This window comes from Blautia hominis, assembly GCA_002270465.1.
Classification (GTDB): Bacteria; Bacillota; Clostridia; order Lachnospirales; family Lachnospiraceae; genus Blautia; species Blautia hominis.
Window position 1 is genome coordinate 31,041 of the sequence record NQOF01000007.1, and the last position, 24,469, is coordinate 55,509.

The following is a 24,469-nucleotide window of genomic DNA, read 5'->3' on the forward strand; positions in this document are numbered from 1 at the left end:
TCTGCCTCCTTTTTCATTCATTTCCGCGCCACTCCCGGCGAAACACCGGGTTATCTGCCGGAAGTTACACCAGTATCACAGATACTCCCTGGGGAATATCTGTCTGTCCTGTTATCTTCACGATCTTTCCGCTGTTAAGGTCTCTTTTCATACTGACAAGCCCGCCCCGGCTCCTGTTTACGGTCAACACAAATTGCCCGTCACTGCTGAGTATAAAGTCCCGGGGATGTTCCCCCTGGCTGGATACACGCTCCACCAGTTTTAAATGTTCTCCCTCCGCTGCCAATACTGCGATCTGGTCTGCTCCCCGCAGGGAAATGTACAGAAAGCGTTCGTCACCGGATAAACGGACAGCCGCGGCTGCCCCTTCCTCCCTCTGCAGAAGCGGAAATGTCTCCTTGAGCTGAAACTTGTCTTCTTTTACTGCAAAGTAATAAACTTCATTGCTCCACTCGCTGACAACCCAGAATTTACTGTGGGCCAGGTTAAATATTCCATGCCTGGGGCCACTGTTTTCCGGAAAAAGCAGTTCCCCGGTTTTTTCAAAATTCCGGGTTCTGTCAAAACACAGAATACGATCCAGCGTCAGGCAGGGAACCAGCATAAGCGGACCGTGAAACAGGATCTGGTGGCAGCCTGCCCCGGGCGCTGTGACGATCTTTTTCACAGGGCAGAGCGCTTCCCTCTGTCCCGGCCTTTTCTCATATATCATGACCAGGCCTTCGTGATAGTTGGCGGTATATACATACGTCTCATCCTGAAGGATATAGCAGGGCGTATGTTTTTCCGTCAGAACTTCTCCCAGAAATTCAGCCTTTCCGTCCGATATATCTAAAAGGCAGGTGCCGGCCCATGCATGTTTTGCCACAGGTACTGCCATGATATTTTTATACAGGGATATCCATTTTGCATCTTTTGCTTCATAGAATAACTCCGGTTTTCCTAAAGACCCGCTGACTGTGTCAAATGTAAACCGGTATACGCCATTACTGTTTTCAGATGCATATGTGCCGATAAATCCATTTATTTTTCCCATGACCTGCGCCTCCTGACCGTTTTTCTTACTCTATCACTCTATGCGGGTTTTCCATGACTTTGACTCCGGAAGAAGTGCCTGCCACAATACGGCTGCACATCTGTCCAAAATACCCGGTCTCCACAACCCCCGGCATTTTACGGATCCTCTCCGCTGCTGCAGGAATATCCGCATCCTGTGCAAACTGTATATCCAGAATATGGTTCCCGCTGTCTGTAAGATAGGGTGACCCGTTCCTCACGCGCAGGACAGAGACTTCCCCCATCTCCCTGATCCTAAGCTTTACAAACGGCATACCGAAAGGTACTGTCTCAACAGGGAATGGAAAGGTTCCCAGGTGTTCTACCAGTTTGCTCTCATCCATGATCCAGATCACATCATCTGCCCGGGATGCAATGATCTTTTCCCTCAAAAGCGCACCGCCGCCGCCTTTGACTGCTCTGAAATCCCTGTCTATTTCATCCACACCGTCAATCGCCAGGTGAATCTTCCCTGCCTGCTTGGGTCCAAGAAGTGGTATTCCCAGTGATGCTGCCAGTTGTTCCGATTCCCTTGATGTGGCGATTCCGTAAAAATGAAGTCCCTGTGCATATTTTTTCCCTGCTTCCCGGATCAGATAATGGGCAGTGGTACCGGAACCAAGTCCGATTGTCATGCCTTCTTTGATGTAATTTGCTGCGGTTTGGGCTGCCTGTTGTTTTTGCTGCTCTTTTTTCCTGTTCATTTTCCCACCCCTTTTTGTTATTCCCCAAATGGATGAATCTCACTCTTTTGCTTTTACATGGGAGGTTACTATGTTGTATTAATGTAATTATAATTGTTACAGTTTTGTTTGTCAATGTATTTCGGGAATAAAATAAACAGAGCACCAATCATCTCTGACGGGTGCTCTGTAAAACGTTCTGGCTGTCAATTTCGTTTTGGCAACGACAGAAAGCACGCTCTGCGGGCTTTCTATTGTCAAGAATTAAATAAGGCAGTCTTTCTTTTCGAGAATTGCTTCTGCGGCTGCACATGCCGGGCAGTCACAGTATTTTGCTCCGGCTGCCTTGATCTCCTTTGCGTGTGCTGCAACATTTTTCGCAACATCAGCTCCGAAGACCTGTGCACCGGCATCCGATTCTGCAAAAGCGATCAAACCGTCAATGGGCATAATATCCGCTTCCAGCTCAGCTATGTATTTTTTGGTTTCTTCTGCCTCATTTTCCGTCCCAACAGCATCCAGCCAAGCCTGAGCTGCTGTTTTTGCCTCACTGCTGCATGATGCCGCATTCATTAAATCATGCGTTTTCTCAACTACAAAATCTAATACTTCTTTTTCCATAATTGACATACCTTCTTTCTTTTGGAATATCTATATTTTACCATAAAGGGGATGCAATTAGAAGATATGGGGGATATTTAATTTTTATTTTATACTCTGCCGCACGGGTGCAAAAAACAACAGCCTGTTACATTTTCCATATCCGGAACTTTTTACCGCCTATGGTTTGTAAAAAGCTGCTTTTTGAGAGAAGATCAAGCTTTGCGCTTCAAAAAATATTGCACCATGGAGACAGCATCTATCTTTTCTCTCTTTTCTATTTCAAAGAAATCAAGGAGAATTACTTCAAATTCCTTCGTGGACATGTCAAATTTATCAGGCCTGCCCATAGAAGTCTCAACCAAATTCATAAAATGGCGCATTTTCCCTGCATGATCAGGAATATCCAGAACAAATTTACTATAAGGCTTCAGTATCCTATGGATTTCTATAAGAACTTCCCTGACAAATGCTTTTTCATAATATTCCAGAACACCTATACAGGCCCCTATATGGAAATAATTGTCCTCAAAAGGTGTCTCATGTATACTTCCGCAGTGCAGCATACCTACACGGAGTCTCTTCTTTTCGGAAAACTCCCTGAGAAGCTTTATTGTTTCGGTACTTATGTCAACCCCATAATAGGTGGATGGCCATTGATCATACCCATTAAACATTAGATTCAGACAACACCCTAAATCAACGAATCTTGCATTTACTGCTGGTGACAGAAATGCTTTGATTTCTATACGCCCGCTGTCTGAATCTAAACCGTTTTCTCTTGCTGTTTGAAAATTAATGTAATCCGGATCCTTCTTTAGATATTCCGGTAAATTATTGTATGAATCGATACCATTTCTTCCTAATTCAATTGCTCTGTCATAGGACTGCGCTATTGCTTTTAAATGACTGTTTATGTTTTTCATCTCCTTCGGCAGCTGTTGATTCCGGGGGCGAACTCTAATTCTGTTACCCGGATGTGCTTATCCTATAAAGAAAGTGTTTCAATGTCTGATTTTTCCACAAACCTAATCTTCACATACTCCCCTCCGCATACTCTAACCCATGCTCCCGGCACCACTGGATCGCCAGTTTCCTGTAACATTCTGCCTGAAAATCATACCACTGCTGTGATATTCCCATTCTATCTACCTTATCCTTAAATCTCCTGAATGCTCCCCGCCCCCGTATGGCACATTCCAGTTTATCCGCCTTTTCACCTTTTAAAGTCCAGATAAATTCTTCCATGATATGGTATTTGTGAATTTCAAAACGATGCCAATAGCATCTGTCGCTTCTATCCGTTTCTTTGGTGACAATGTAAACGCATTCGCTCCTGCCTGCTTTTTAACCCCCTCGAATTCGAGGGGTTTAAAATCTGGATTATGAAGCCTTTCCCATAATCCCAGAAATTCTATTACATCCCGATTTCTCATCCAATTTTGAATAACCGCCGTTGGATCATCACTTTTATACCGGGCAATATCCGTCAATGAAATGAATTCATTTTCAAAATCCTGCGTATAAATTCCAATATCTATCCCATTTGCATGAATTGTATCTTTAATTATTTTTCCCATTGTAACTCCTACAATTACACCATAATGTTTTGTAATTCCTTATTCTCTTTCCCTTTAAGAAATTTCTACTGATCTAAAGGTACTTTCCCATCACCTTCTCCAAATTCAATCTTCACGTTGATATGGCTATCTGGTGATTTGTGGGACAAAAGTACAATGGTTTCCACATGCACTCCAGCCGGAAACATATCACAAACTGCCACCCTCTCCAACGCATACCCCTCACCGCACAAAATCTTCAAATCCCTTGCCAGTGTAGAGGAATCGCAGCTCACATACACAATCCTCTCGGGTTTCATGTCCAGCATAGTTGACAGCAGTTCCTCATCGCACCCTTTTCTGGGCGGGTCAACCACAATCACATCGGCACAGATGCCTTCTTCCTTGTATTTCTTTGGCAGAACCTCCTCCGCCTTGCCCACATAAAACGCCGCATTCTCTATCCCATTCAGCTCTGCATTCTTCTTGGCATCCTCTATAGCAGCAGGTACTATCTCAACACCATACACCTGCTTTGCCCTCTGCGCCAAAAACAAAGAGATGGTTCCAATACCGCAGTACAGATCCCAGACTGTCTCGTTCCCCGTAAGGCCTGCATATTCCAGTGCCGTCTCATACAGTTTCACTGTCTGCACGGGATTGACCTGGTAAAAAGAAAGGGGGGAGATCTGATATTTTACATTACCGATATAATCCGTGATATATTCCTGCCCCCACAGCGGAATAATCTTGTCCCCTAAGATCACATTGCTCCGCTTTTTATTCACATTTGCCGTAATACTTGTCATTCCCTGAACCTTTGTAAGCTTTTCGATCAACCTCTCCTTTTTCGGAAGGCGCTCCCCATTGATGATCAGACATACCATAATTTCTTTTGTAGTAAAACCATAACGGATCAGCGCATGACGGACAAGGCCTTTCCCTGTCTCCTCATTGTACGGCTCCACGTGGTTCTCTTCCATGTATGCAATGATAAGATTCAGTATCTCCTCATTTTCTTTTACCCCCAGATAACAATTCCTGTTTGGAATAATGGCATGGGTCCTGCCGGCATAAAACCCTGTGATGATCTTGCCGTCCTTATCTTTCCCAAAGGGAAACTGCGCCTTATTTCTGTAACGCCACGGCTCCTTCATACCCATTACCTTTTCAATGGCAAAATCCTGAAATCCCCCGATATGGCGCAGATTTCCATCCACCTTATTTTTTTTGAATTCCAGCTGTTTTTCATAGCTGAGAAACTGAAGCTGGCATCCGCCGCATGCCCTGGCCTTTGGACATTTGGGTTCAGTCCGGTCAGGGGACGGGACAAGTACATTTATGAGACGGGCAAATCCATAATTCTTTTTTGTCTTCATGATCTTTGCTTCCACTTCATCCCCGATCACCGCGTCTTTAATAAAAAGCGTATACCCGTCGGCTTTACCGATTCCGGAACCGTCATGGCTCATATCTTCTATTTTTACTGTGACAATATCATTCTTCTTAAATTCCATCTCTGCTTCCTTCCATCCGGATAAATTCCACTGCCTGTATCAGAGCGTGTCTGAATCTTTGTTCCGACATAGTGTCACGCACCTCTTGCCAAAAACAATTTTCAAACCCACTCCAGCCCAAAAAGGGAGTGGCTTCTGCCTAATGGCATTCTGCCGCTCCCCTTATAATGATTGCCGGGCAGATAATTACAATCTGCCCGGCTGCCTCACCAGGTCAGAAAATATTCTCTTCCCCTTACTCTTCACATCCGGTCTTTCTCAAATTTGACTCAAACAGCCGATTATAACCCAGCCATTCCTTACTATCTCCAGCTGCGCGGAAGATTTCCGTCAGCGTCTCCATCTTGGCATCCGTATTGTCCGCAAGATTCAGTGCCATTGCCTCTGCAAGGGCAGGTTTCTTGGGTGACCCGTATTCCAGTTCACCGTGGTGGGCCAGTATACAATGCTTCAGCTCACTCTCCAGCCTCTCCGGAAATCCCGGGATTTCGCGGGCCTTATCATGGATCATTTCCGCCCCGATCATAATATGTCCCAAAAGCTGTCCGTCATCCGTATAATCGTTCATGGGAAACGGGCTGAGTTCTTTTGTCTTGCCGATATCATGGAGCATTGCCGCTGCAATCAGCAGGTCCTCATTCAGAATCGGATATGTACTGCAGTAATAACTGCAAAGTTTCACTACACTCAGCGTGTGCTCCAAAAGCCCACCGATAAATCCATGATGCACGGTCTTGGCAGCGGAATTGCCCTTGAACGCCTTGATAAACGCCTCATCCTCCGCAAAAAAGCTGTGCAGGAGACGGGAAAGATAGATATTCTTCACTTGGCTTACAAAATTCAGGAGTTCCCCATACATGGCGTCCACGCTTTTGTCGCTGACCGGAAGATAATTTCCCGGTTCATACTCTCCCTCCGATGCCTTGCGGGCGCGCTTGATGCTCACCTGCAGAGCGCCCTGGAAGCTGGTGACATCACCCACAACATCCACATAGTCCAGTGTACCGAAATCATCAATCCCAAGAGAATTGGGATCCCATATCTTGGCGTCAATGGTGCCTGTCTTGTCCTGTAAAATCACGTTTTCGTAGGGTTTTCCGTTTTTTGTGACTGCCGGCTGCTTATGTTTGCACAGATAGATCCCCGCTAACTTTTCGCCTTCGTGCAGTTCATTGATAAATCTCATATTTCAACCACCGGCGCGGTAAAATGCGCTCCGCCGCCGGTTCTGTGTGTCTGTTTCACACAGAATCCTTTCTTTTTATAATGCCCCCAGAGTCACTTCAAAAGTGACCTCCACATAGCCTTCTGTTCCCTGGCGCATTGCCTTGACTTCTATGACAGATCCGGCTTTGCAGGACTTAAGCTGCTGCTGATAGCCTTTTACTGTCTCCACCTTTTCTTTGTTGACCTCCACGATCACATCCGCATTCCGGATATCGGCCTGCATAGCCGGTGAATCCACCTCCACGCCTTCCACAAAGACGCCTTTGGGAATGCCTTTCTTCTCGGAAATCTCTGTGGTGATGGTCTGGCCTGTGATTCCCATATAGATAATATCCTTATTGTTGGACAGATTTTCGATCAGATCCTTCGTCTGGGAAATGGACAAACCGGTAATGATATTTTTTGTATCAGCCTTGGCAAAGGACTGGGCAATCACACCCACAACCTCTCCTTTGAGATTGACCAGAATACCGCTTCCGTCTCCGCTCCCCACAATATCCGTCGTGAGGATACCGTACTCCGCATCCACTTTTGACACAGAATTGGTGGTAGAAGTCACCACTCCATAAGCTATAGAATCACTATACCCCATCGGGCTTCCAATTGCAATAACAGGTTCACCCTGATTTAATCCGTAGGAATTTCCCAGAGGTGCGGTTATGATTCTTTCCTTTGTCTCCGCCGGGATATCGGTCACGGGAACCTTCAGGATAGTAAAACCTGTATTCTTATCCGCCTTTTGGAATCTGGCATCCACCATGCTTCCGTCACAAAATACCACTTGGATCCGGTCCACATTCTCCACGATCCTATACTCTGTGAGTATAAACATCTCCTGCCCGTTATCTGCCACGATCAGACCTGATATCTGGTTCTCATAAGGCGTTTGAAACCAGTCCTCGTCCTTTTTGCTGCCGATCACAGTCACCATGGCTTTCTTAGGTTCCTCCGCCTGCTTCAGGATCTCCGTATACAGGTTCTCGTAATCATCCAGCGTGATCTCCCTGGGTTCCGCCTGGGCTGTCTGGCTGTCCTCCCCGGTATTGTCCCCTGTCTGCGGTTCTTCCTGCCCGTTGTCTTCTGAAGACTGCTCCTCCTGTGTCCCGGGTTCTTCATCCCCAGGAATATTTACATAAGGAACCTCTTTGCGCTGCATGTTTTTCTCTATCTTGGGTTCCACATAAGCAAATGTCAGCGCAGCCACAAGTCCGAAAAGAACGCCACCGGCTGCAAGAAAGCCGGCGTGCCTGGCCAGCTTTTTTTTATCAATAGGGCGCTCTTTGATTGTCTCTTTCAGAAACTCATAATTATCTGTTATACTGTCCTGTTCCTGCTTTTCGTCCTCGTGCCTTAAATCTTCTTTTTTTTCATCATCCATAACACATCTCCTGCCGCTCTGTAAAAGATGCAATAATTTGTAACTATACAGCAGATCTGCACATTTACTGCGCTGACCGTAAAAAGTTCAACAGCCAGGCAAAAATCCCATCGTCAAAGGCGATTCTGCATGGATTTTTGCTTGTAACTGTGAAGGTACTGAACAGTTACAATAACTTTTAACTATTTTATCAGACAGATATGAACAATTTGTGAAGAAGGAGAAAATTATTTCTCCTACTCATAAAATGCACCTTTCCTTTCCGGCAATTTTGCGTTAGAATAAGAATATCTGTGTTACTATTCACGGCTGTTGTCCCGCGAGGCGTTTTTATGCGCTTGCGCATGAAAATCCCGAGGCAGCCAGCGCGATATGGGGCAGCATGCTCCATATCTGTGCATCGCGAAGCGTGTTACTGTTTACAGAACTGCGTTTTTTGCAGGGCTGTGAATAGTAACATATCTGTATCATGGTCATAGTATGCCATCACAGAACCGGACATATCAATGATATACTGAAAAAGGTGAAATTTATGAATGAAAAAGCATTAAAAACTCTTGAGTATCACAAAATCATAGAACAACTGGAGAGCTTTGCCACATGTTCCATGGGAAAGGCCCTGTGCCGGGAACTGGCTCCGCTGGATGAGATCGGAAAAATTGAAGTGATGCAGCAGGAAACTGCAGATGCCCTGGCCCGGGTCTATCAGAAGGGCAGCCTTTCTTTCGGCGGGGTAAAGGACGTTCGCGGCTCCTTAAAGCGCCTGGAAGTGGGAAGTACCCTGGGCGCCGGTGAACTACTGGCTGTCTGCTCCCTGCTGGAAAATACAAACCGGGCAAAAGCGTACTCCAGAAAGGAAAACGAGGATGACCGTACAGACTCCCTGGACAGCATGTTTGAGGTACTTCAACCCCTGACTCCCCTGTCTGCAGAGATAAGGCGCTGTATCCTCTCCGAGGAGGAGATTGCCGACGACGCAAGCCCGGGACTCCGCCAGGTACGGCGCTCCATGAAAAACGCCAACGACAAGATACACAGCCAGCTTACTTCCATTGTGAACGGCGGCTCCCGCTCTTATCTGCAGGATGCGGTGATCACCATGCGGAATGGCCGCTACTGTATCCCTGTAAAAGCAGAGCACAAAGGCCAGGTACCCGGTATGATCCATGACCAGTCCTCCACCGGCTCCACTATTTTTGTAGAACCGATGGCTGTAGTAAAATTAAACAATGACCTGCGGGAACTGGAGATCAAGGAACAGCAGGAAATAGAGATCGTGCTGTCAAACTTAAGCGAATTAGCTGCCGAAAATCTGGAACTTATCGGTGACAACCTGAAAGTCATGGTGGAACTGGATTTCATCTTTGCCCGCGCCCTGCTGGCGAAATCCCAGAACGCCTCAGAACCTGTCTTCAACCGGGATGGGATCATTGACATAAAAAAAGCCCGCCATCCGCTAATTGAAAAGCACCAGGTAGTACCCATTGACGTGCGCCTGGGCGAATCCTTTGACCTGCTGGTAGTCACAGGTCCCAACACAGGCGGCAAGACCGTATCTTTAAAAACAGTTGGGCTTTTGACCCTCATGGGACAGTCCGGCCTTCACATACCGGCCTTTGACAACTCCCGCCTCAGCGTTTTTAAGGAAGTCTACGCAGATATCGGTGATGAGCAGAGCATTGAACAAAGTCTCAGTACCTTCTCCTCCCACATGACCAATGTGGTACGCTTCATTGAAAAAGCGGACAAAGATTCCCTGGTGCTCTTTGACGAGCTGGGTGCCGGAACAGACCCCACAGAGGGCGCTGCTCTGGCGATTGCCATCCTCTCCTCCCTGCATGAGCGGGGTGTGCGTGTTATGGCAACTACCCATTACAGTGAGCTGAAGGTCTATGCCCTCTCCACCCCCGGTGTTGAGAACGCATCCTGTGAATTTGACGTGGAGACCCTGCGTCCCACATACCGTCTGCTCATAGGTATTCCCGGAAAGAGTAATGCCTTTGCCATTTCCGGCAAGCTTGGGCTGCCGGAACATATTATTGACCGCGCCAAAGAGCAGATCAGCCAGGAGGATGAATCCTTTGAAGATGTACTGACCAGCCTGGAGCAGAGCCGCATAACAATTGAAACGGAACGGGAGGAGATCGCTTCCTACAAAGAAGAGATCAAAGCCCTGAAGGCACAGCTTGAAGAAAAACAGGACAAACTGGAACAGCGTAAAGAACGGATCCTTGCCCAGGCCAACGAGGAAGCACACCGTGTACTGCGGGAGGCCAAGGAGTACGCAGACCAGACCATGAAAGTATTCAACAAGGCCGGCAAAGAAACCCTCTCCGCCAAAGAATTGGAGCAGAGACGTTCCGAACTGCGCAAAAAAATGGATTCCGCAGGCAAAAAGGTTGCCCTTAAAACACCTCCTAAAAAAACATCCACACTCCGCCCCCAGGATTTATCTTTGGGCGACTCCATCAAGGTACTGAGTATGAATGTAAAAGGGACCGTAAGCTCCAAACCCGATGCCAAAGGAATGCTCTTTGTACAAATGGGCATCCTGCGCTCCAAGGTACACATTTCGGACCTGCAGCTTCTGGACGAACCGGTCATCACAGGCCCGGCACTTTCCAAAACAGGGGCCGGCAAGATAAAAATGAACAAATCCGCCTCTGTCAGCACAGAGATCAATCTGCTGGGCAAAACCGTGGATGAGGCTGTGGCAGAGCTGGACAAATACCTGGATGACGCATATCTGGCGCACTTAAACAGTGTCCGCGTAGTCCATGGAAAGGGCACAGGCGCCCTGAGAAAGGGAATCCACAATTACTTAAAACGCCTGAAATATGTAAAAGACTATCATCTGGCTGAATTCGGCGAAGGGGATGCCGGAGTCACCATAGTAGAATTCAAGAAATAAACCATAGGGGGTATATAATGGCTGCGAAACAGAAAATACTGATCGTTGATGATGACAACAATATAGCAGAGCTTATCTCTCTGTACCTCACCAAAGAATGCTTTGACACCATGATCGTCAATGACGGGGAGGAGGCTCTGAAGGCCTTCGCCTCCTTTGGCCCCAACCTCATTTTACTGGATCTGATGCTGCCGGGTATGGACGGCTATCAGGTCTGCAGGGAGATCCGCCACAAATCCAATGTTCCCATCATCATGCTCTCCGCCAAAGGGGAGATTTTTGACAAGGTGCTGGGACTGGAGCTGGGCGCGGATGATTATATGATCAAGCCTTTTGACTCTAAGGAACTGGTGGCAAGGGTGAAAGCCGTCCTCCGCCGCTACCAGCCCACCGTAGCTCCCGGAAACCAGCCTTCAGGAAAATACGTGGAATATCCGGACCTGGCCATCAATCTGACCAACTATTCTGTTGTGTACTACGGAAAACAGGTGGATATGCCGCCAAAGGAACTGGAGCTTCTCTACTTTCTGGCTGCTTCCCCCAATCAGGTCTTCACAAGGGAACAGCTTTTGGACCACATCTGGGGATATGAATATATCGGTGACACAAGGACCGTGGACGTACATATCAAACGTCTGAGAGAAAAAATAAAGGACCACCCCGCCTGGTCGATCAGCACCGTATGGGGTATTGGCTATAAATTCGAGGTCAAAAACGGATGAAAAAATCGCTTTATATCAAGTTTGTGGCCTTCTTCCTGATCCTGGGGTTTATGGGATTCTTCGCAGTTTCCATGATAGGCCCCTCCATGGTGGAAAGCCACCTGGAAGATGTCTACAGCGGAGATTTATACCGGGAAGCTGCCTCCATAGCGGAAAACAGAGCCTCCAAATATTATCAGGAACAGGCCTCCCTGGACAGTGTGGCCATGAATCTGAAAACCCTGTCCATCTATCAGGATGCGGAGATCTGGCTCATCAGTCCCAAGGGTGAGATCCTTCTGAATACCTCCGATGATTTTTCCGCGGAGGAGAAAAAGATCATAGAGCATTTTAACCCCGGACATTCCAGCGGCTCCTATTACCAGATCGGCAGCTTTTACAGCCAGTTTGAGGAGGACCATCTCAGCGTCATGGTGCCTGTCACCTGGAAAATGTCCATTCAGGGCTATGTTGCCATGCATCTGCCCATGTCCATTCTGCAGGAGCAGGAAAATGATGTCATGAATATTATTTACATTCTGATCCTGATCATTTTTCTGGTCATGCTTTTAATGCTGGCTGTATTTTCCTTCATGGTCTATCGTCCCCTGAAGAAGATCATTGCGGGAGCGGACCAGTTCGCCTCAGGTAACCTGAAACACAATATCCCGGTTTACACCAGGGATGAGATGGGCTATCTTGCCCTGACTCTGAATTATATGTCTGATGAGCTTGACAAGACAGGAGAATACCAGCGGAAATTCGTCTCCAATGTTTCCCATGACTTCCGCTCCCCTCTGACTTCCATCAAAGGCTATACAGAGGCCATCCTGGACGGCACGATCCCCCCTGAACTGCAGACCAAGTATCTGAACATTGTGGTGTACGAGACAGACCGCCTCTACAAATTGACCCAGAGTCTTCTCACCCTGAATGACATGGATGAAAAGGGCAGGATGCTGGACTATACGAACTTTGATATCAACAATACCATCAAGACCACTGCTGCCGCCTTTGAGGGCACCTGCCGGGAAAAGCGCATTTCCATTGAACTGCTGCTCACAGGCCAGACCCTGTATGTTTCCGCAGACATGGGCAAGATCCAGCAGGTCCTTTATAACCTCATTGACAATGCCATCAAATTCAGTCCCGCAGATTCCGTCATCAAGGTGGAGACCACCATAAAACATGAGACTGTATTTGTCTCCGTAAAGGACTCGGGCTGCGGTATCCCCAAGAGCAGCCTTCCGAAAATCTGGGACCGCTTCTACAAAACCGACCCCTCAAGAGGCAAGGACAGAAAAGGCACCGGACTTGGACTATCTATTGTCAAGGAGATCATCAATTCTCATAACCAGCATATCAATGTCATAAGCACAGAGGGCGTGGGAACGGAATTTATCTTCACGCTTTCTAAAGGCACCGAAAACAAAAACTAAAAACAACAGGCAGCCAAATACAGTGGATCATACTGATTTTGGCTGCCTGTTATTTTTGTGCCTTCTATTATTTCCAATCGTATTTGGTCAGATGTCCCTCCATCTGCATATGGTCAAAATGATTCTGCCGCAGCGCCTCATAGAGTACGATAGCCACGGAATTAGCCAGATTCAGAGAACGGATATTTCCGATCATAGGGATACGGATGGCTGTCTCCTGGTTTTCCAGAAGGATCTCCTCAGGAATCCCGGCACTCTCTTTGCCGAACATAATGTAACAGTCCTCCTCATACCGGACATCCACATAAGTCTGAGGGCCTTTTGTTGTTGCCATATATATTTTTGCCCCCGGATTGCGCTCCAGAAAATCCTCATAATTAATGTAGGTGGTCACATCCAGGTCCTTCCAGTAGTCCATCCCTGCGCGTTTGATCGCCTTTTCATTCAGCATGAAGCCCAAAGGCTCGATCAAATGCAGTCTGGTGCCTGTGGCCACACAGGTTCTCCCGATATTTCCTGTATTTGCCGGAATCTCCGGCTCGAAAAGTACAATGTTAAGTTTTGCCATAATTGCTTCGCCTCTTTTTCCGCCCGGACGCTTTCCGGTCCGCCTGCGGATCTTTAACCAAGATATATTTTATAAAGCTCGTCACTCTGGGGTTTATCCAGATATCTGGTATCCTCACCATTTCTCAGGATCCTATCATTGCTGTCCGTGACTTTTCCCACCACTGCCGCATGAATGCCCGCCTGCCCCAGCTTTCTGACCAGACCAAACCCGTCATCCGTGGTTATGAGCATAGAGCCGCTGGACATGAGGATATAAGGGTTCAGCCCCAGCACCTCACACACCTCCACCGTCTCCTGCCGGATGGGTATCTTCTTCAGATCAATATCAAGACCCGTGCCGGAACCGCTTCCCATCTCCCAGAGCGCACCGAACACACCGCCCTCCGTAATGTCATGCATGGCAGAAACACCCCAGGCTTTTGCCACTCTGGCCTCGGGTACCACGGAGAGATACTGGTCAAACCTTTTCGCCGTCTCCACAAAAGAAGGGGCAAAACGCTCCAACAGAGTTTCCTCTTTCTCTTTTGCGGCAATGGAAGTACCTTCCAGTCCGATCCATTTTGTTATGACAACATCCTGGCCGGGCTTTGCCGCAGAGGTGGTCAAAACTTCTTCTTTGGGAATCCTGCCCACACCTGTTATGGAAATGAGAGGCTGCTTCACCACATCTGTGATCTCCGTGTGCCCTCCCATAACCTCAATATTCAACTGTTCACAGGCTGCCTCCAGCCCCCGCATCATCTCTTTTAACTGTGCTTCCTCTGTCTCCGGTGTCAAAAGTATCGTCACCATGATCCCCAGAGGCTCTGCCCCGGAAGCAGCCAGGTCATTGGCTGTGATATGCACGCTGTGGCTTCCGATATCCTTCACGGTCCCGGTGATGGGGTCAGAGGAGAATACCAGCACATCTCCTTTTGCCGGCTCCAAAACCGCACAGTCCTGTCCCACTGCCGGTCCGACCAGGACCTCCGGCCTTCTATGCTGTACTTCTTTTAAAACGGAACGGATCAGCACCGGTTCCGGTAATTTTCCTATCTTCATGTTCCCTGTCCTCTCTGTCTGTCAGTTTAAAAAGGACAATGCCATGGGAAGGACCATAGCCAGGACCAGAATCCCTGCCACAATACCTGCAACCACGCGTTTCACTTTTTTATTGTTCATATTCATCATTGTCATTTCACCTCTTAATCTTTCCATAAGACCCTAAGATCGTATCTATCAGTCTGGAGGCTTCATTTTTAGTCAGGCTCTCCACATCCATGCTAAGCTCTATTCTATGATATTTTACTAATTCCTGCAAGTGGCGTTTTTGTGCCTGTGTGGCAGGTCCCTGCTTTTTTACTCTGTAATTCAGTTTTTTGGGTGTAAACAGCTCTGCATTGTCTTCACCGTACTCACGTTTCAGCCTTTGATACAGAAGGTGTGTTGTCAGTGCATCGTCCAGTGCCCTGTGGGCATTCTCCTGGGGGATCCCATAGTGTAAGCGGAGGCTCTGCAGGCTGCGGCTCGGAAGGTCTGCAAGCAGCGCTCTGGAAATTTTCAGAGTATCCATTCCCTCCGCCTCAAAAGTGAGGCCGCTGTTGACTGCACTGTGCTTTACAAACCTGTAGTCAAACATAATATTATGGCCCAGAAGCGGCAGATCACCGCAGAACGCAACAAGACCTGCCACCACATCTTTTATTTCCGGCATCCCCGCCACCATATCCTGGGTGATTCCCGTCAGTTCTGTGACCTTTTCCGGAATCTCCATCCTTGGATCAATGAGTGTGCTGCATCTTTCCTCCACAATTCCATTCACCACCCTGACAGCGCCTATTTCCAGGATCCTGTCTGATTTTGGTGACAATCCCGTAGTCTCCAGGTCCAGAGCTATATATGCATCCATATCCTTAATTCCCCTGTAACTGCTCGGTAAGTGTCCGTACCGTTGCTGTTCACATGTAACAGTTCAGACAAACTGAACCGTTACGTTCAGATGCCTTCACCCAGTGAACAGTAACTCCGGGCCTGCTGATCCGTTACTTTTTCCTTTTCTTTTTTTGTCGTTCTTTATACTCTTTACAGTAATCTGTCAAAAAACATTCCTCACATTTCGGACTTCTGGCAAAGCAGATCTGCCGTCCAAAGGTGATGATCTGTATATTATAGAGGATCCAGTGTTCCTTTGGCAGAACCTTCATAAGATCCATCTCAATCTTTTCAGGGTCCTCCTCTTTTGTGAATCCCAGGCGTTTGGAGATCCGCTTTACATGGGTATCCACCACAACACTGGGCTCATGAAATATATTTCCCCGGATGACATTGGCAGTCTTACGCCCCACGCCCGGAAGCAGTGTCAGCTCCTCCAGGGTGCTCGGCACCTCACCGCCGTATTTTTCACAGACCATCTGCGCACATCCTATAATATTCTTTGCCTTGTTGTGATAGAATCCCGTGGGCTTAATATCCTGCTCCAGCTCCTTTAAATCCGCATGGGCAAATGCCTGCATATCCGGGTACTTTTTAAATAAATCCTTTGTCACTATATTAACCCTGGCATCTGTACACTGGGCGCTTAACATGGTAGCGATCAGAAGCTGGCCCGGATTTTCATGGTTCAGATAACATTTATATTCTGTTGTATAGACTTCATCCAGTTTATCAAGTATCTCTTTTGTCCTTTTTGTCATGGTCATCTCCTTTATTTTTATAATCCGTTTCCCGGCAAAACATTTACCGCTGCTGTCCATGCCTGGCCCGGTTCCCATCTACAGCTGCAGGTCAGCCGCGTACATGGCGGCATCATAAGTCAGCGGGTTCCGCTTCCGGTAATCAAAAAGCACCGGAAACTCCCCTCTTGCAGGCAATGCATGTTGGCCATCCGCTGTTCGCACAATGCCGGCACGCTTCTCACTAACGCGCATTATATCGTAGTGGAAAACTTCCAGATGGGTCATTTTCATGGTCTGTCTGGCCTGATATCCTTTGTAGTCCCCAAGGAGAACCGGGGCTTCCTCCTCTTTTTTGTAGAACTCCATTACTTTTTTCTTATAGGGTGCCATGTCACATGCCCAGGCAGGCCTGGTCTTCAGGTTTTCCCTGGCATACAGGTCAAACAGCATCAGTTCCCGGAAATACGCCATATCCGCCTGCTGCCTCTCCTCCAGATATTCCAGAAGGATTTCATACCTCCGGATACGCGTGTGGGAGATCCCCCGGTATCCCTTTTCATCATAAAACGCTGCCAGAGCCTCATACATGGAAAAGGCATCTGCAAACAGCTCTTCCATAGCTGTCACTGTGCGGATAAACTGGCTGCTGTTATAATAAACCTCCACCATCTCCTCCACGCCTTTTAATTTCAAAATATCCCCATAGGAAATCCATTCAGTCCTCAGGACTTCATAGGGTTCTGTCTCCTGATAGACACATCCGTACGCCTCTGCCCTCTCATACATATAAGAGCCTTTTAATACCTTCAGAAACCCAAGCTGAAGCTGCTGGGGCCTGAGGCTGTAAACCTGATCAAAGGAATGACAGAAGCTTTCGTAATCCTCAAAAGGAAGTCCCGCGATCAGATCCAGATGCTGATGTACATTCTGCCCCTTCTGTACTTTCTTTACGGTCTCCTCAATTTTATCAAAACTGGTCTTTCTCCGTATTTCCCGGATGGTCTTTTCATTGGTGGACTGCACCCCGATCTCAAGCTGGATCAGCCCCGGCCGCATGGTAGCGATCAGACTGATCTCTTCCTCTGTCAATAAATCAGCGGCAATCTCAAAATGAAAGTTCGTTACCCCGTTGTCATGATCCCTGAGATATGTCCAGACAGCCATGGCGTGTTCTTTTTTGCAGTTGAATGTGCGGTCCACAAATTTCACCTGGGGCACCCTTTGATCCAGAAAAAACTGCAGTTCATCAAGCACCAGGTCCAGGCTGCGGAACCGCAGTTTTTTGTCAATGGAGGACAGGCAGTAGCTGCAGGAAAAGGGACAGCCACGGCTGCTCTCATAGTAGATGATCTTATGGGAGAACAAGGACATATCCCCATAGGGAAATACCAGTTTGTCCATATCCATAATGGGCCTTTGGTCTGTCTTTATCATGTCTTCGCCCTGTCTGAAAACGATCCCCTGAATGTCTTCCAAGCTCCCTGTCTGCTGCACATAATGGGAGGCCAGTTCCAGGAAAGTCTCCTCCCCCTCCCCGCACATAACACCGCAGGCCCAGGGACAGCCCTTTAAAAACGTCTCCGCATCAAAAGAAACCTCCGGTCCGCCCACCCAGATATCCGTATCCGGCAGAATCTTTTTCACATCCCCCATAAGCTCTTTTACATAGGAAATATTCCAGATATAGCAGGATACACAAAGTACATCCGGCTTCTGCCTGTATACTCCCCGCAGGATCTCATCCTTCTGCTGATTAATGGTATACTCTGCAATATCTGTCCGGATCCCATGCCCGGCCGCATAAGACTGCAGGCTGTATACCGCCAGATTAGAATGTATATATTTGGCATTCACTGCCATAAGCATGATCTTCATGACTCATCCACCTTCTTTTTCTGCCCCCCGCAGCCTCTGCCGCAGTCCGCACAGCTGCCGCTGCAGCTGCAGAATTTTCCTTTTTTTATATCTTTCACCTTTTTTCGGATCACAAACCCGGCATAGGCTGCCACCGCAGCAGCAAGTATAATGGTAACTGCCATATTTCCTCCTATTCAAAGGAGGTGCCGCACCCAAAAGCTCCCTGCGAAGCCCGATACAGCACCCCCACTATAATTGATTCTTACACGATTGTCACAGGTACGCCATCCGGCCAGAAACCATAGCTGCAGCACCGCTGCTATGGTTTCTGACCGACGGCATACCAGGAGACTACAGAAACAGACTTCCCACCTGGAAAACCAGCACAGATGCCGCGTATGCCAGTATGAGCTGGAACAACACCATTTTTAAAGTCCAGGCCCAGGACCTTGTTTCCCTCTTGATAGTGGCCAGTGTTGCCACACACGGTGTATACAGCAGACAGAATACCATCAGGGAGTAGGCATTCAGTGCACCGAATCCCACAGTACCCAGAGAAGCGCTGAGCACTGCCATACCCTGCACGGAGTTTACATTGTTCACGCCGTAGAGTACGGAAAAACTGGATATTACCACCTCTTTGGCAGACAGACCGGAGATCAGTGCCACCACGATCTGCCATGTACCCAGACCCGCAGGAACTAGCAGCGGTGCCACCACTTTTCCAATCTGGGCGCCAAAGCTCTGTGTCACATCCGCGGTCATGCCATGGATACCGTAATTCAGGATAAACCAGATAACAATGGAGGCAACAAAAATGGTTGTACCTGCTTTTGTCAGATAATCCTTCACCTTCTCCCACACATATATGCGGATCGTCCTGGCATTCGGCACTTTATAATCAGGAAGTTCGATCAGAAGGGTTGCTTTCTCTTCACTCTTCCACACTTTTCCTATCACCAGCGCTATGGCTATTGCCATGAGAAGTCCCAGCGCATAGAGGGAAAAAGCAGCGATCATGGCATACTTTCCGAAGAACATATCCGCAAACAGAACGTAAATGGGCAGCCTTGCCGAACAAGACATAAACGGTGTCAGGAGTATGGTCTTCTTCCGGTCCTCCTGGTTTTCCAGCGTCCGGGATGCCATGACGGCAGGAACCGTACACCCAAATCCCAGCACCATAGGAAGAAATGCCTTGCCGGAGAGTCCCACCCTTCCCATGATCCCGTCCATAACATAGGCCACACGCGCCATATAGCCGCTGTCCTCCAAAAAGGCCAGAGCCAGAAACAAGATAAAGATGTTAGGCAGAAAGGTCAGGATACCACCCACACCGGTCATGATCCCGTCCACGATTAGGGAGACAAGCCAATCCGCGGTACCCAGATTTTCCAGGGTGTTCCTTGCCACGGTAAAAGCCAGATCCATCCAGGATTCAAACAATCCTTTGACGGCGTCCCCCACCGTAAAGGTAAGAAAAAACACCATCGCCATAATCCCCAGGAAAACCGGAACGCCCCAGACGGGATGGGTCAGAACCCTGTCCGCTTTCTCTGTCAGGGATTCCCTGTTTCCCTTATAGAAAACACACTCTTCCAGAACTGACTCTATATATTCATATTTCTGATTGATGATCTGTTTTTCATAATCCTTGTCCATCAGGTCAGACACATCAAGGGGATGCTCCTTGAATATCTGCTCATCATTTTCCAGGATCTTTATACTGTGCCAGCGGATATTTTCACTGTCAGGATGTTCCGCTTTAATACGCTTGGACACTTCCAGGATCTTTCTCTCAATATCCGGACTGTATGTGACAACCGGATCAGCCACAGGCTCCTCATAATGATGCTTGACTGCGTGCAGAAGTACATCCAGGCCGCTCCTCTTTCTGGCAGACACAGGCACCACCGGAATATTGCCCAGCATTTCCGGAAGTCTGTGAAGGTCCAGCTCCATTCCCCGTTCCTCCACAATATCCATCATGTTAAGTGCCAGGATGACCGGTTTCCCCAGCTCCAGAAGCTGCAGCGTCAGATACAGATTCCTTTCCAGAGCGGAGGCATCCACAACATTTACGATCACATCCACCTCACCGCCCAGAATAACCTTCCGGGATACCATCTCCTCCATGGAGTAGGAGGTGAGACTGTAAATGCCGGGCAGGTCGATCAGCCTCATCTTCTGCCCTTTATAGGATGTCTCCCCCTCTTTTTTCTCAACCGTGACACCCGGCCAGTTGGCAACCTTCAGGTTTGCCCCTGTATATGCGTTAAACAAAGTGGTCTTGCCGCAGTTTGGATTGCCTGCAAAGCCTACGCGAATTTCCTCTTTCATCCTCCAAGCTCCTCCACTTCTATTCCCTCCGCGATCTCATTGCCAAGCGCCCATCTGGTCCCTCTCACCTTGATAATGGTGGAACCATTGTTCTTTCTGTTCAGGACCACTACCTTTGTCCCCTCCAGAATCCCCAGAGCCTCCAGGCGCCGCTGGATCTTTTCCTGCTCCTGAACGCTGGTTATGCGGTAATTCTGCAATATTTCCGCCTGATTCAGCTTCATCTGTTGTACTTCCTTCCGTTTCTATTTTCCCTGCTGCTTTCCGCCCACATAACGGGACGCATCGCTTTTTCCAGCCGCCTCGGCTTCTTCTATATGTTTTGCGTATTCATTCTCCTGATATTCCACCTTGCCGCTCTTCTCACTGAAGGTCATCTTGAGCAGAATAGGTGAAATGATCGTAGTGATAACTACCACTACCACGATCGGCCCCAGAAGGGCGGAGGACATCAGACCTACTGCATTGCCCTTTGCGGCAACAATGAGGGCCACCTCGCCTCTGGATACCATGCCCATGCCGATGCGGACACAGTCCTTGTTCTTATACTGACAGACTTTAGCGCCCACACCGCAGCCCACGATCTTAGTGAGCACAGCGACAATGACCAGAACCACAGCAAATGTCACGATCATGGGACTCATATCCGGAAGTTCCACCTGAATACCAATGCTGGCAAAAAACACCGGTGACAGCAGAATATAGGACAAAATCCCAAACCGCCTTGCAATATAATTGGTGTGCGTTGTCTTTGTGATGATCAGACCTGCGAAAAATGCCCCTGTAATGTCCGCAACACCGAAAAACTTTTCTGCACAATAGGAAAAGAGCAGACAGATAACAAAGGAGATAATGACGAACCGCTGCAGGTCCCTCTCATAACCTTTCACCCATTTTTTAAAAACTATGTGAAGCACATAGCCGCCGACACCTACGAACACGAAGAATCCCACGATCTTTGCAAATACAACCACCACATTGACGCTGGCATCCGCCAGGCTTGTGATGACAGTCAGAGCGATAATGCCCAGCACATCATCAATGATGGCAGCGCCCAGAATGGCATTACCGGCCTTGGTGTTTAACTTGCCCATCTCTTTTAAGGTCTCCACAGATATGCTCACACTGGTGGCTGTCAGAATGACACCGATAAAAATGTTCTGCAGCATAATACTTGCTGACGCATTGGATGCTATCATGCCCGGCCGGTTAAAGAACCAGGCTACTCCAAATCCTCCCGCAAGCGGAACCAGCACACCTAAAAGGGCAATGACAAAAGAGGCCTTGCCGCTCCTTTTCAGTTCATCAATATCTGTCTCCAGGCCTGCGCAGAACATCAGCACAATGACACCGATCTCCGACACTTCGTGGATAAATTCCGTCTGCTTCAGTATCCCAAAACAGGCCGGCCCCAAAAGCAGTCCCGCAAGCAGGGCGCCCACCACCTGAGGCATCCTGACTTTCCTGGTAAGAAGTCCAAAAACCTTGGTGCTCAGTAATATAAGCGCCAGGTCCAGTAAATAATTATAAGAGTTCATGTTGTTCCGTCCTTTCTCTCCCCTGTGTCTTGCTCTTTTCCCGTTTTCCTCACTAAACGAAATCGAATTAATCGTACCACACTTCTAAAAAAAAGGGAATGGAAAAACATCACAAAACCTCAAAAAACCACACAAAAGGCCGCCCCAAAAGGGCAGCCTTATCCTTGTCCGTCATCTCTGCGCTTTACATGGATCTGCGCTCTGCGATCTCCGCCATCTTGGCAGTGTTCAGCCTGGTATCACCATGTACACGGCTGTACGACAGATACCCGTTCATCCTGTCAATCTTAGTTAGGTTTGTGGATCCGCAGACCGGGCACACATCCATCTCCAGCTCCTCATGGCCGCAGTCATCACAGTAAGCCAGGGAAAGATTCACACCCTCATAATATCCCAGCGTCATGGCTCTTCTCACCAGCGCCCGGATCGCATCTGTGTTGTACCCGATGGGATAGCGCACATACTGGATCTTGCCGCCGTTGCACAGCTCCCAGAAACGGCCCTCGCAGTCCTGCTTCTCAATGGGGGTGATCTCCTCTGTCACATGGCAGTGGAAACTGTTGCTGACATAGGGGCGGTCCGACACGCCCTCCACGATGCCGTACATCTTCCTGAACTGCTCCACCTGCAGACCACACAGGCTCTCTGCCGGGGTGCCGTAGATCGCGTACAGATTGCCGTCCTCCTCCTTGAACTGGGTCACCTTACTGTTGATATACTGAAGGACTTCCAGGGCAAAGGCACCGTCCTCCCGGATAGACTTTCCGTTGTACAGCTCCTGCAGCTCGTTGAGCGCGGTGATGCCAAAGGAAGCTGTCATAGGCTTCAGAAGGGGTTTTATCTTGTCAGAGGGTTTTAAACTGCCTCCGTAAAATCCGCCCTCACAGTATGCCAGCGGATTGGTGGATGCTTTCATCTCCCCCAGGTAGTCATAAGTTCTGATATGAAGCTGGCGGATCATCTCCAGATAAAAGTCAAGCACCTCATAAAAATCACGGTTCTCCGCTCTGGCTTTTGCCAGAATCATGGGCAGATGCAGGCTGACAGCCCCCACATTGAACCTTCCCACAAACACGGGCACATCCCGGTCATCCGCAGGTGTCATACCGCCCCGCTCATACCAGGGGCTTAAAAAGGCGCGGCATCCCATGGGACTGATCACCTTTTTATACTTTTTGTACATACTGGAAATATAGCCTTCCCCGCTCATGGACAGCCAGTCCGGATACATGGTTTTGGCTGAGCACGCAATACCGGCTTCAAACACATCCTCGCTGGCACCGCCCTCCCCGTGAATGGCCTCGTCATATAAGAAGACGATCTTGGGAAACAGCACCGGTTTCCTGTGTCCTGCTTTTCCCTGTCCTTCTTTATGCACATTGAGCAGGGAAATACTGCACATCTTCTCAAAGCGCCCGGTTCCCAGCCCCAGTGTCACTGTCACAAACGGATAGTCTCCTCTGGAGGAACCCACGGTATTGAGCTTGTACTCAATGCCCTGCCATCCCTGGTCAAAATCCCGCTGTACCTTGTCATATGCGTACGTTTCCGCTTTCTCCTGCGCGTGTTCCCACTCCGGGTCTACATATTTTAAAAATTCTTCTCTGTATTTTCTGTAGCTTTTCTCTGCATAAGGGGCAAGTATCTTATCCACCTCCGGCACGGTAAACCCGCCGTACTGCTGGGCCGCTGTACTCAGAATGATATCCCCCATAACATCAAAGGCGGTATCCAGTGTCTTCGGTTCATTGTACCACACATTCCCCATCTCAAATCCGCCCTTCAGCACATTGGCCACATCGAAGAGACAGCAGTTCATGGTATCCAGCCTTGCGGACTGGTCGTGAATGTAAATATAACCGTCCTTACATGCCTGCAGCTCATTGCGGTTCATAAAGAATTTACGGTACAGTTCCTTGTTCAGTTCATTAAATATCAGGCTCCTCTTAGTCGCGACCAGAGCACTGTCTGTATTTGCATTACTCTTGTCACCGATATAACGGATGGACTGGCTTTTGGTATACACCTCGTCCATCATGTGGATAAAATCATGCTTATAATTTCTGTAATCCCGGTAGCTCTTGGCAACCGCAGGGTTCACCTGCTCCAGTGCTCCCTCCACGATATTGTGCATCTCCTGGATAGTGATCTCACCCTTTCCCAGGGATTCTGCCTTGTCTGTGGCATATCTGCACAGAAAGTCAATCTCCTGCTCCGTAAAACTGTACATAATTCTTTCCGCGGATTTATTGACTGCTCTGACTATCTTCTGTACGTCAAATTCTTCTCTTGTTCCGTCTTTTTTAATCACATAAATCATTGCCTTCACCTCATTGCAGCACTACATCTTGTGTCACTTATTATTTTATTCTTTTGTTATTACCAGATTTTGTATCACAAAGTATATCATGTTTTTCTTTGAAATGGAAGTGGGAATAT

The 24,469-nt window shown here is 48.2% G+C and carries 22 protein-coding genes; 3 read left to right on the forward strand and 19 right to left on the reverse strand.

Translation table 11 applies throughout. From position 1 onward, the window contains the following. Positions 1 to 64: 64 nt before the first annotated feature. The 9 genes from CI595_RS20100 to CI595_RS20140 form a co-directional block, all read right to left on the reverse strand. A complete protein-coding gene (locus CI595_RS20100) occupies positions 65 to 1,036 on the reverse strand; it encodes a beta-propeller fold lactonase family protein (protein WP_095175418.1) in 972 nt (323 codons plus the stop codon). Between the two features lie 25 nt (positions 1,037 to 1,061). Further along, positions 1,062 to 1,760 carry a ribose-5-phosphate isomerase RpiA gene (rpiA, locus tag CI595_RS20105; RefSeq protein ID WP_095175419.1) on the reverse strand — a complete coding sequence of 233 codons (699 nt, stop codon included), beginning with the start codon at positions 1,758 to 1,760 and terminating at the stop codon, positions 1,062 to 1,064. Between the two features lie 243 nt (positions 1,761 to 2,003). After that, a complete protein-coding gene (locus CI595_RS20110) occupies positions 2,004 to 2,360 on the reverse strand; it encodes a molecular chaperone Hsp90 (RefSeq protein WP_095175420.1) in 357 nt (118 codons plus the stop codon). Between the two features lie 194 nt (positions 2,361 to 2,554). Beyond that, positions 2,555 to 3,265 (reverse strand): class I SAM-dependent methyltransferase, encoded by a 711-nt coding sequence (locus tag CI595_RS20115; RefSeq protein ID WP_095175421.1) that lies wholly within the window; start codon positions 3,263 to 3,265, stop codon positions 2,555 to 2,557. Between the two features lie 109 nt (positions 3,266 to 3,374). Next, positions 3,375 to 3,587: a UPF0158 family protein gene (locus CI595_RS20120; protein ID WP_243135221.1), complete on the reverse strand. Its 213-nt coding sequence runs from the start codon at positions 3,585 to 3,587 to the stop codon at positions 3,375 to 3,377. Beyond that, entirely contained in the window at positions 3,563 to 3,919 is a 357-nt protein-coding gene (locus tag CI595_RS20125) for a KilA-N domain-containing protein (RefSeq protein WP_095175422.1), read from the reverse strand. Before CI595_RS20125 ends, CI595_RS20120 begins: the two co-directional genes overlap by 25 nt. A gap of 65 nt (positions 3,920 to 3,984) precedes the next feature. Next, entirely contained in the window at positions 3,985 to 5,415 is a 1,431-nt protein-coding gene (gene rlmD, locus CI595_RS20130) for a 23S rRNA (uracil(1939)-C(5))-methyltransferase RlmD (protein WP_243135222.1), read from the reverse strand. A gap of 235 nt (positions 5,416 to 5,650) precedes the next feature. Continuing rightward, on the reverse strand, positions 5,651 to 6,601 hold the full coding sequence (locus CI595_RS20135; RefSeq protein WP_095175423.1) for a 3'-5' exoribonuclease YhaM family protein: 951 nt from the start codon (positions 6,599 to 6,601) through the stop codon (positions 5,651 to 5,653). A 75-nt stretch (positions 6,602 to 6,676) separates the two neighbouring features. Then, positions 6,677 to 8,020 carry a S1C family serine protease gene (locus tag CI595_RS20140; RefSeq protein ID WP_187144051.1) on the reverse strand — a complete coding sequence of 448 codons (1,344 nt, stop codon included), beginning with the start codon at positions 8,018 to 8,020 and terminating at the stop codon, positions 6,677 to 6,679. 532 nt (positions 8,021 to 8,552) lie between these two features. Here CI595_RS20140 and CI595_RS20145 point away from each other — a divergent pair. The 3 genes from CI595_RS20145 to CI595_RS20155 are packed head-to-tail and all read left to right on the forward strand — an operon-like array spanning position 8,553 to position 13,071. Next, positions 8,553 to 10,931, forward strand: a complete 2,379-nt coding sequence (locus CI595_RS20145) for an endonuclease MutS2 (RefSeq protein ID WP_095175672.1) — start codon at positions 8,553 to 8,555, stop codon at positions 10,929 to 10,931. Between the two features lie 17 nt (positions 10,932 to 10,948). After that, positions 10,949 to 11,653, forward strand: coding sequence for a response regulator (locus CI595_RS20150; RefSeq protein WP_018592951.1), 705 nt, complete (start codon positions 10,949 to 10,951; stop codon positions 11,651 to 11,653). Beyond that, positions 11,650 to 13,071 carry a sensor histidine kinase gene (locus CI595_RS20155; protein WP_095175424.1) on the forward strand — a complete coding sequence of 474 codons (1,422 nt, stop codon included), beginning with the start codon at positions 11,650 to 11,652 and terminating at the stop codon, positions 13,069 to 13,071. Before CI595_RS20150 ends, CI595_RS20155 begins: the two co-directional genes overlap by 4 nt. Before the next feature lie 67 nt (positions 13,072 to 13,138). On the opposite strand, the gene trmL is transcribed toward CI595_RS20155, so the two are convergent. The 10 genes from trmL to nrdD all read right to left on the reverse strand — a co-directional run bounded on the left by trmL (position 13,139) and on the right by nrdD (position 24,350). Beyond that, a complete protein-coding gene (gene trmL / locus CI595_RS20160; protein ID WP_095175425.1) occupies positions 13,139 to 13,639 on the reverse strand; it encodes a tRNA (uridine(34)/cytosine(34)/5-carboxymethylaminomethyluridine(34)-2'-O)-methyltransferase TrmL in 501 nt (166 codons plus the stop codon). Positions 13,640 to 13,692: 53 nt separating this feature from the next. Next, entirely contained in the window at positions 13,693 to 14,682 is a 990-nt protein-coding gene (locus tag CI595_RS20165) for an AIR synthase family protein (protein ID WP_095175426.1), read from the reverse strand. A gap of 136 nt (positions 14,683 to 14,818) precedes the next feature. Beyond that, positions 14,819 to 15,529 (reverse strand): 3'-5' exonuclease, encoded by a 711-nt coding sequence (locus tag CI595_RS20170; protein ID WP_095175427.1) that lies wholly within the window; start codon positions 15,527 to 15,529, stop codon positions 14,819 to 14,821. A gap of 133 nt (positions 15,530 to 15,662) precedes the next feature. After that, on the reverse strand, positions 15,663 to 16,313 hold the full coding sequence (gene nth / locus CI595_RS20175; RefSeq protein ID WP_095175673.1) for an endonuclease III: 651 nt from the start codon (positions 16,311 to 16,313) through the stop codon (positions 15,663 to 15,665). A 78-nt stretch (positions 16,314 to 16,391) separates the two neighbouring features. Beyond that, positions 16,392 to 18,170 (reverse strand): B12-binding domain-containing radical SAM protein, encoded by a 1,779-nt coding sequence (locus tag CI595_RS20180; RefSeq protein ID WP_095175428.1) that lies wholly within the window; start codon positions 18,168 to 18,170, stop codon positions 16,392 to 16,394. Next, the gene (locus CI595_RS20185; RefSeq protein WP_095175429.1) at positions 18,167 to 18,334 is read right to left on the reverse strand and encodes a FeoB-associated Cys-rich membrane protein; all 168 of its coding nucleotides are present in this window, start codon (positions 18,332 to 18,334) and stop codon (positions 18,167 to 18,169) included. The genes CI595_RS20180 and CI595_RS20185 overlap by 4 nt, the downstream gene beginning before the upstream one ends. Before the next feature lie 169 nt (positions 18,335 to 18,503). After that, complete coding sequence (feoB, locus tag CI595_RS20190; protein ID WP_095175430.1) at positions 18,504 to 20,492, reverse strand: ferrous iron transport protein B; 1,989 nt, start codon at positions 20,490 to 20,492, stop codon at positions 18,504 to 18,506. Then, positions 20,489 to 20,716, reverse strand: coding sequence for a FeoA family protein (locus CI595_RS20195; protein ID WP_095175431.1), 228 nt, complete (start codon positions 20,714 to 20,716; stop codon positions 20,489 to 20,491). Before CI595_RS20195 ends, feoB begins: the two co-directional genes overlap by 4 nt. Positions 20,717 to 20,737: 21 nt before the next feature. After that, the gene (locus tag CI595_RS20200) at positions 20,738 to 22,030 is read right to left on the reverse strand and encodes a cation:proton antiporter (protein ID WP_095175432.1); all 1,293 of its coding nucleotides are present in this window, start codon (positions 22,028 to 22,030) and stop codon (positions 20,738 to 20,740) included. A gap of 184 nt (positions 22,031 to 22,214) precedes the next feature. Then, positions 22,215 to 24,350 (reverse strand): anaerobic ribonucleoside-triphosphate reductase, encoded by a 2,136-nt coding sequence (gene nrdD / locus CI595_RS20205; RefSeq protein ID WP_095175433.1) that lies wholly within the window; start codon positions 24,348 to 24,350, stop codon positions 22,215 to 22,217. Positions 24,351 to 24,469 lie beyond the last annotated feature (119 nt).

Coding starts and splice junctions, on each gene's coding strand:
- feoB (WP_095175430.1), bottom strand. CDS start 20,492: ATGAAAGAGGAAATTCGCGTAGGCTTTGCAGGCAATCCAAACTGCGGC.
- CI595_RS20195 (WP_095175431.1), bottom strand. CDS start 20,716: ATGAAGCTGAATCAGGCGGAAATATTGCAGAATTACCGCATAACCAGC.
- CI595_RS20165 (WP_095175426.1), bottom strand. CDS start 14,682: ATGAAGATAGGAAAATTACCGGAACCGGTGCTGATCCGTTCCGTTTTA.
- nth (WP_095175673.1), bottom strand. CDS start 16,313: ATGACAAAAAGGACAAAAGAGATACTTGATAAACTGGATGAAGTCTAT.
- trmL (WP_095175425.1), bottom strand. CDS start 13,639: ATGGCAAAACTTAACATTGTACTTTTCGAGCCGGAGATTCCGGCAAAT.
- CI595_RS20110 (WP_095175420.1), bottom strand. CDS start 2,360: ATGGAAAAAGAAGTATTAGATTTTGTAGTTGAGAAAACGCATGATTTA.
- rlmD (WP_243135222.1), bottom strand. CDS start 5,415: ATGGAATTTAAGAAGAATGATATTGTCACAGTAAAAATAGAAGATATG.
- CI595_RS20145 (WP_095175672.1), top strand. CDS start 8,553: ATGAATGAAAAAGCATTAAAAACTCTTGAGTATCACAAAATCATAGAA.
- CI595_RS20125 (WP_095175422.1), bottom strand. CDS start 3,919: ATGGGAAAAATAATTAAAGATACAATTCATGCAAATGGGATAGATATT.
- CI595_RS20100 (WP_095175418.1), bottom strand. CDS start 1,036: ATGGGAAAAATAAATGGATTTATCGGCACATATGCATCTGAAAACAGT.
- CI595_RS20135 (WP_095175423.1), bottom strand. CDS start 6,601: ATGAGATTTATCAATGAACTGCACGAAGGCGAAAAGTTAGCGGGGATC.
- CI595_RS20115 (WP_095175421.1), bottom strand. CDS start 3,265: ATGAAAAACATAAACAGTCATTTAAAAGCAATAGCGCAGTCCTATGAC.
- CI595_RS20170 (WP_095175427.1), bottom strand. CDS start 15,529: ATGGATGCATATATAGCTCTGGACCTGGAGACTACGGGATTGTCACCA.
- rpiA (WP_095175419.1), bottom strand. CDS start 1,760: ATGAACAGGAAAAAAGAGCAGCAAAAACAACAGGCAGCCCAAACCGCA.
- CI595_RS20140 (WP_187144051.1), bottom strand. CDS start 8,020: ATGGATGATGAAAAAAAAGAAGATTTAAGGCACGAGGACGAAAAGCAG.
- CI595_RS20155 (WP_095175424.1), top strand. CDS start 11,650: ATGAAAAAATCGCTTTATATCAAGTTTGTGGCCTTCTTCCTGATCCTG.
- CI595_RS20185 (WP_095175429.1), bottom strand. CDS start 18,334: ATGGCAGTTACCATTATACTTGCTGCTGCGGTGGCAGCCTATGCCGGG.
- CI595_RS20200 (WP_095175432.1), bottom strand. CDS start 22,030: ATGAACTCTTATAATTATTTACTGGACCTGGCGCTTATATTACTGAGC.
- CI595_RS20180 (WP_095175428.1), bottom strand. CDS start 18,170: ATGAAGATCATGCTTATGGCAGTGAATGCCAAATATATACATTCTAAT.
- CI595_RS20150 (WP_018592951.1), top strand. CDS start 10,949: ATGGCTGCGAAACAGAAAATACTGATCGTTGATGATGACAACAATATA.
- nrdD (WP_095175433.1), bottom strand. CDS start 24,350: ATGATTTATGTGATTAAAAAAGACGGAACAAGAGAAGAATTTGACGTA.
- CI595_RS20120 (WP_243135221.1), bottom strand. CDS start 3,587: ATGGAAGAATTTATCTGGACTTTAAAAGGTGAAAAGGCGGATAAACTG.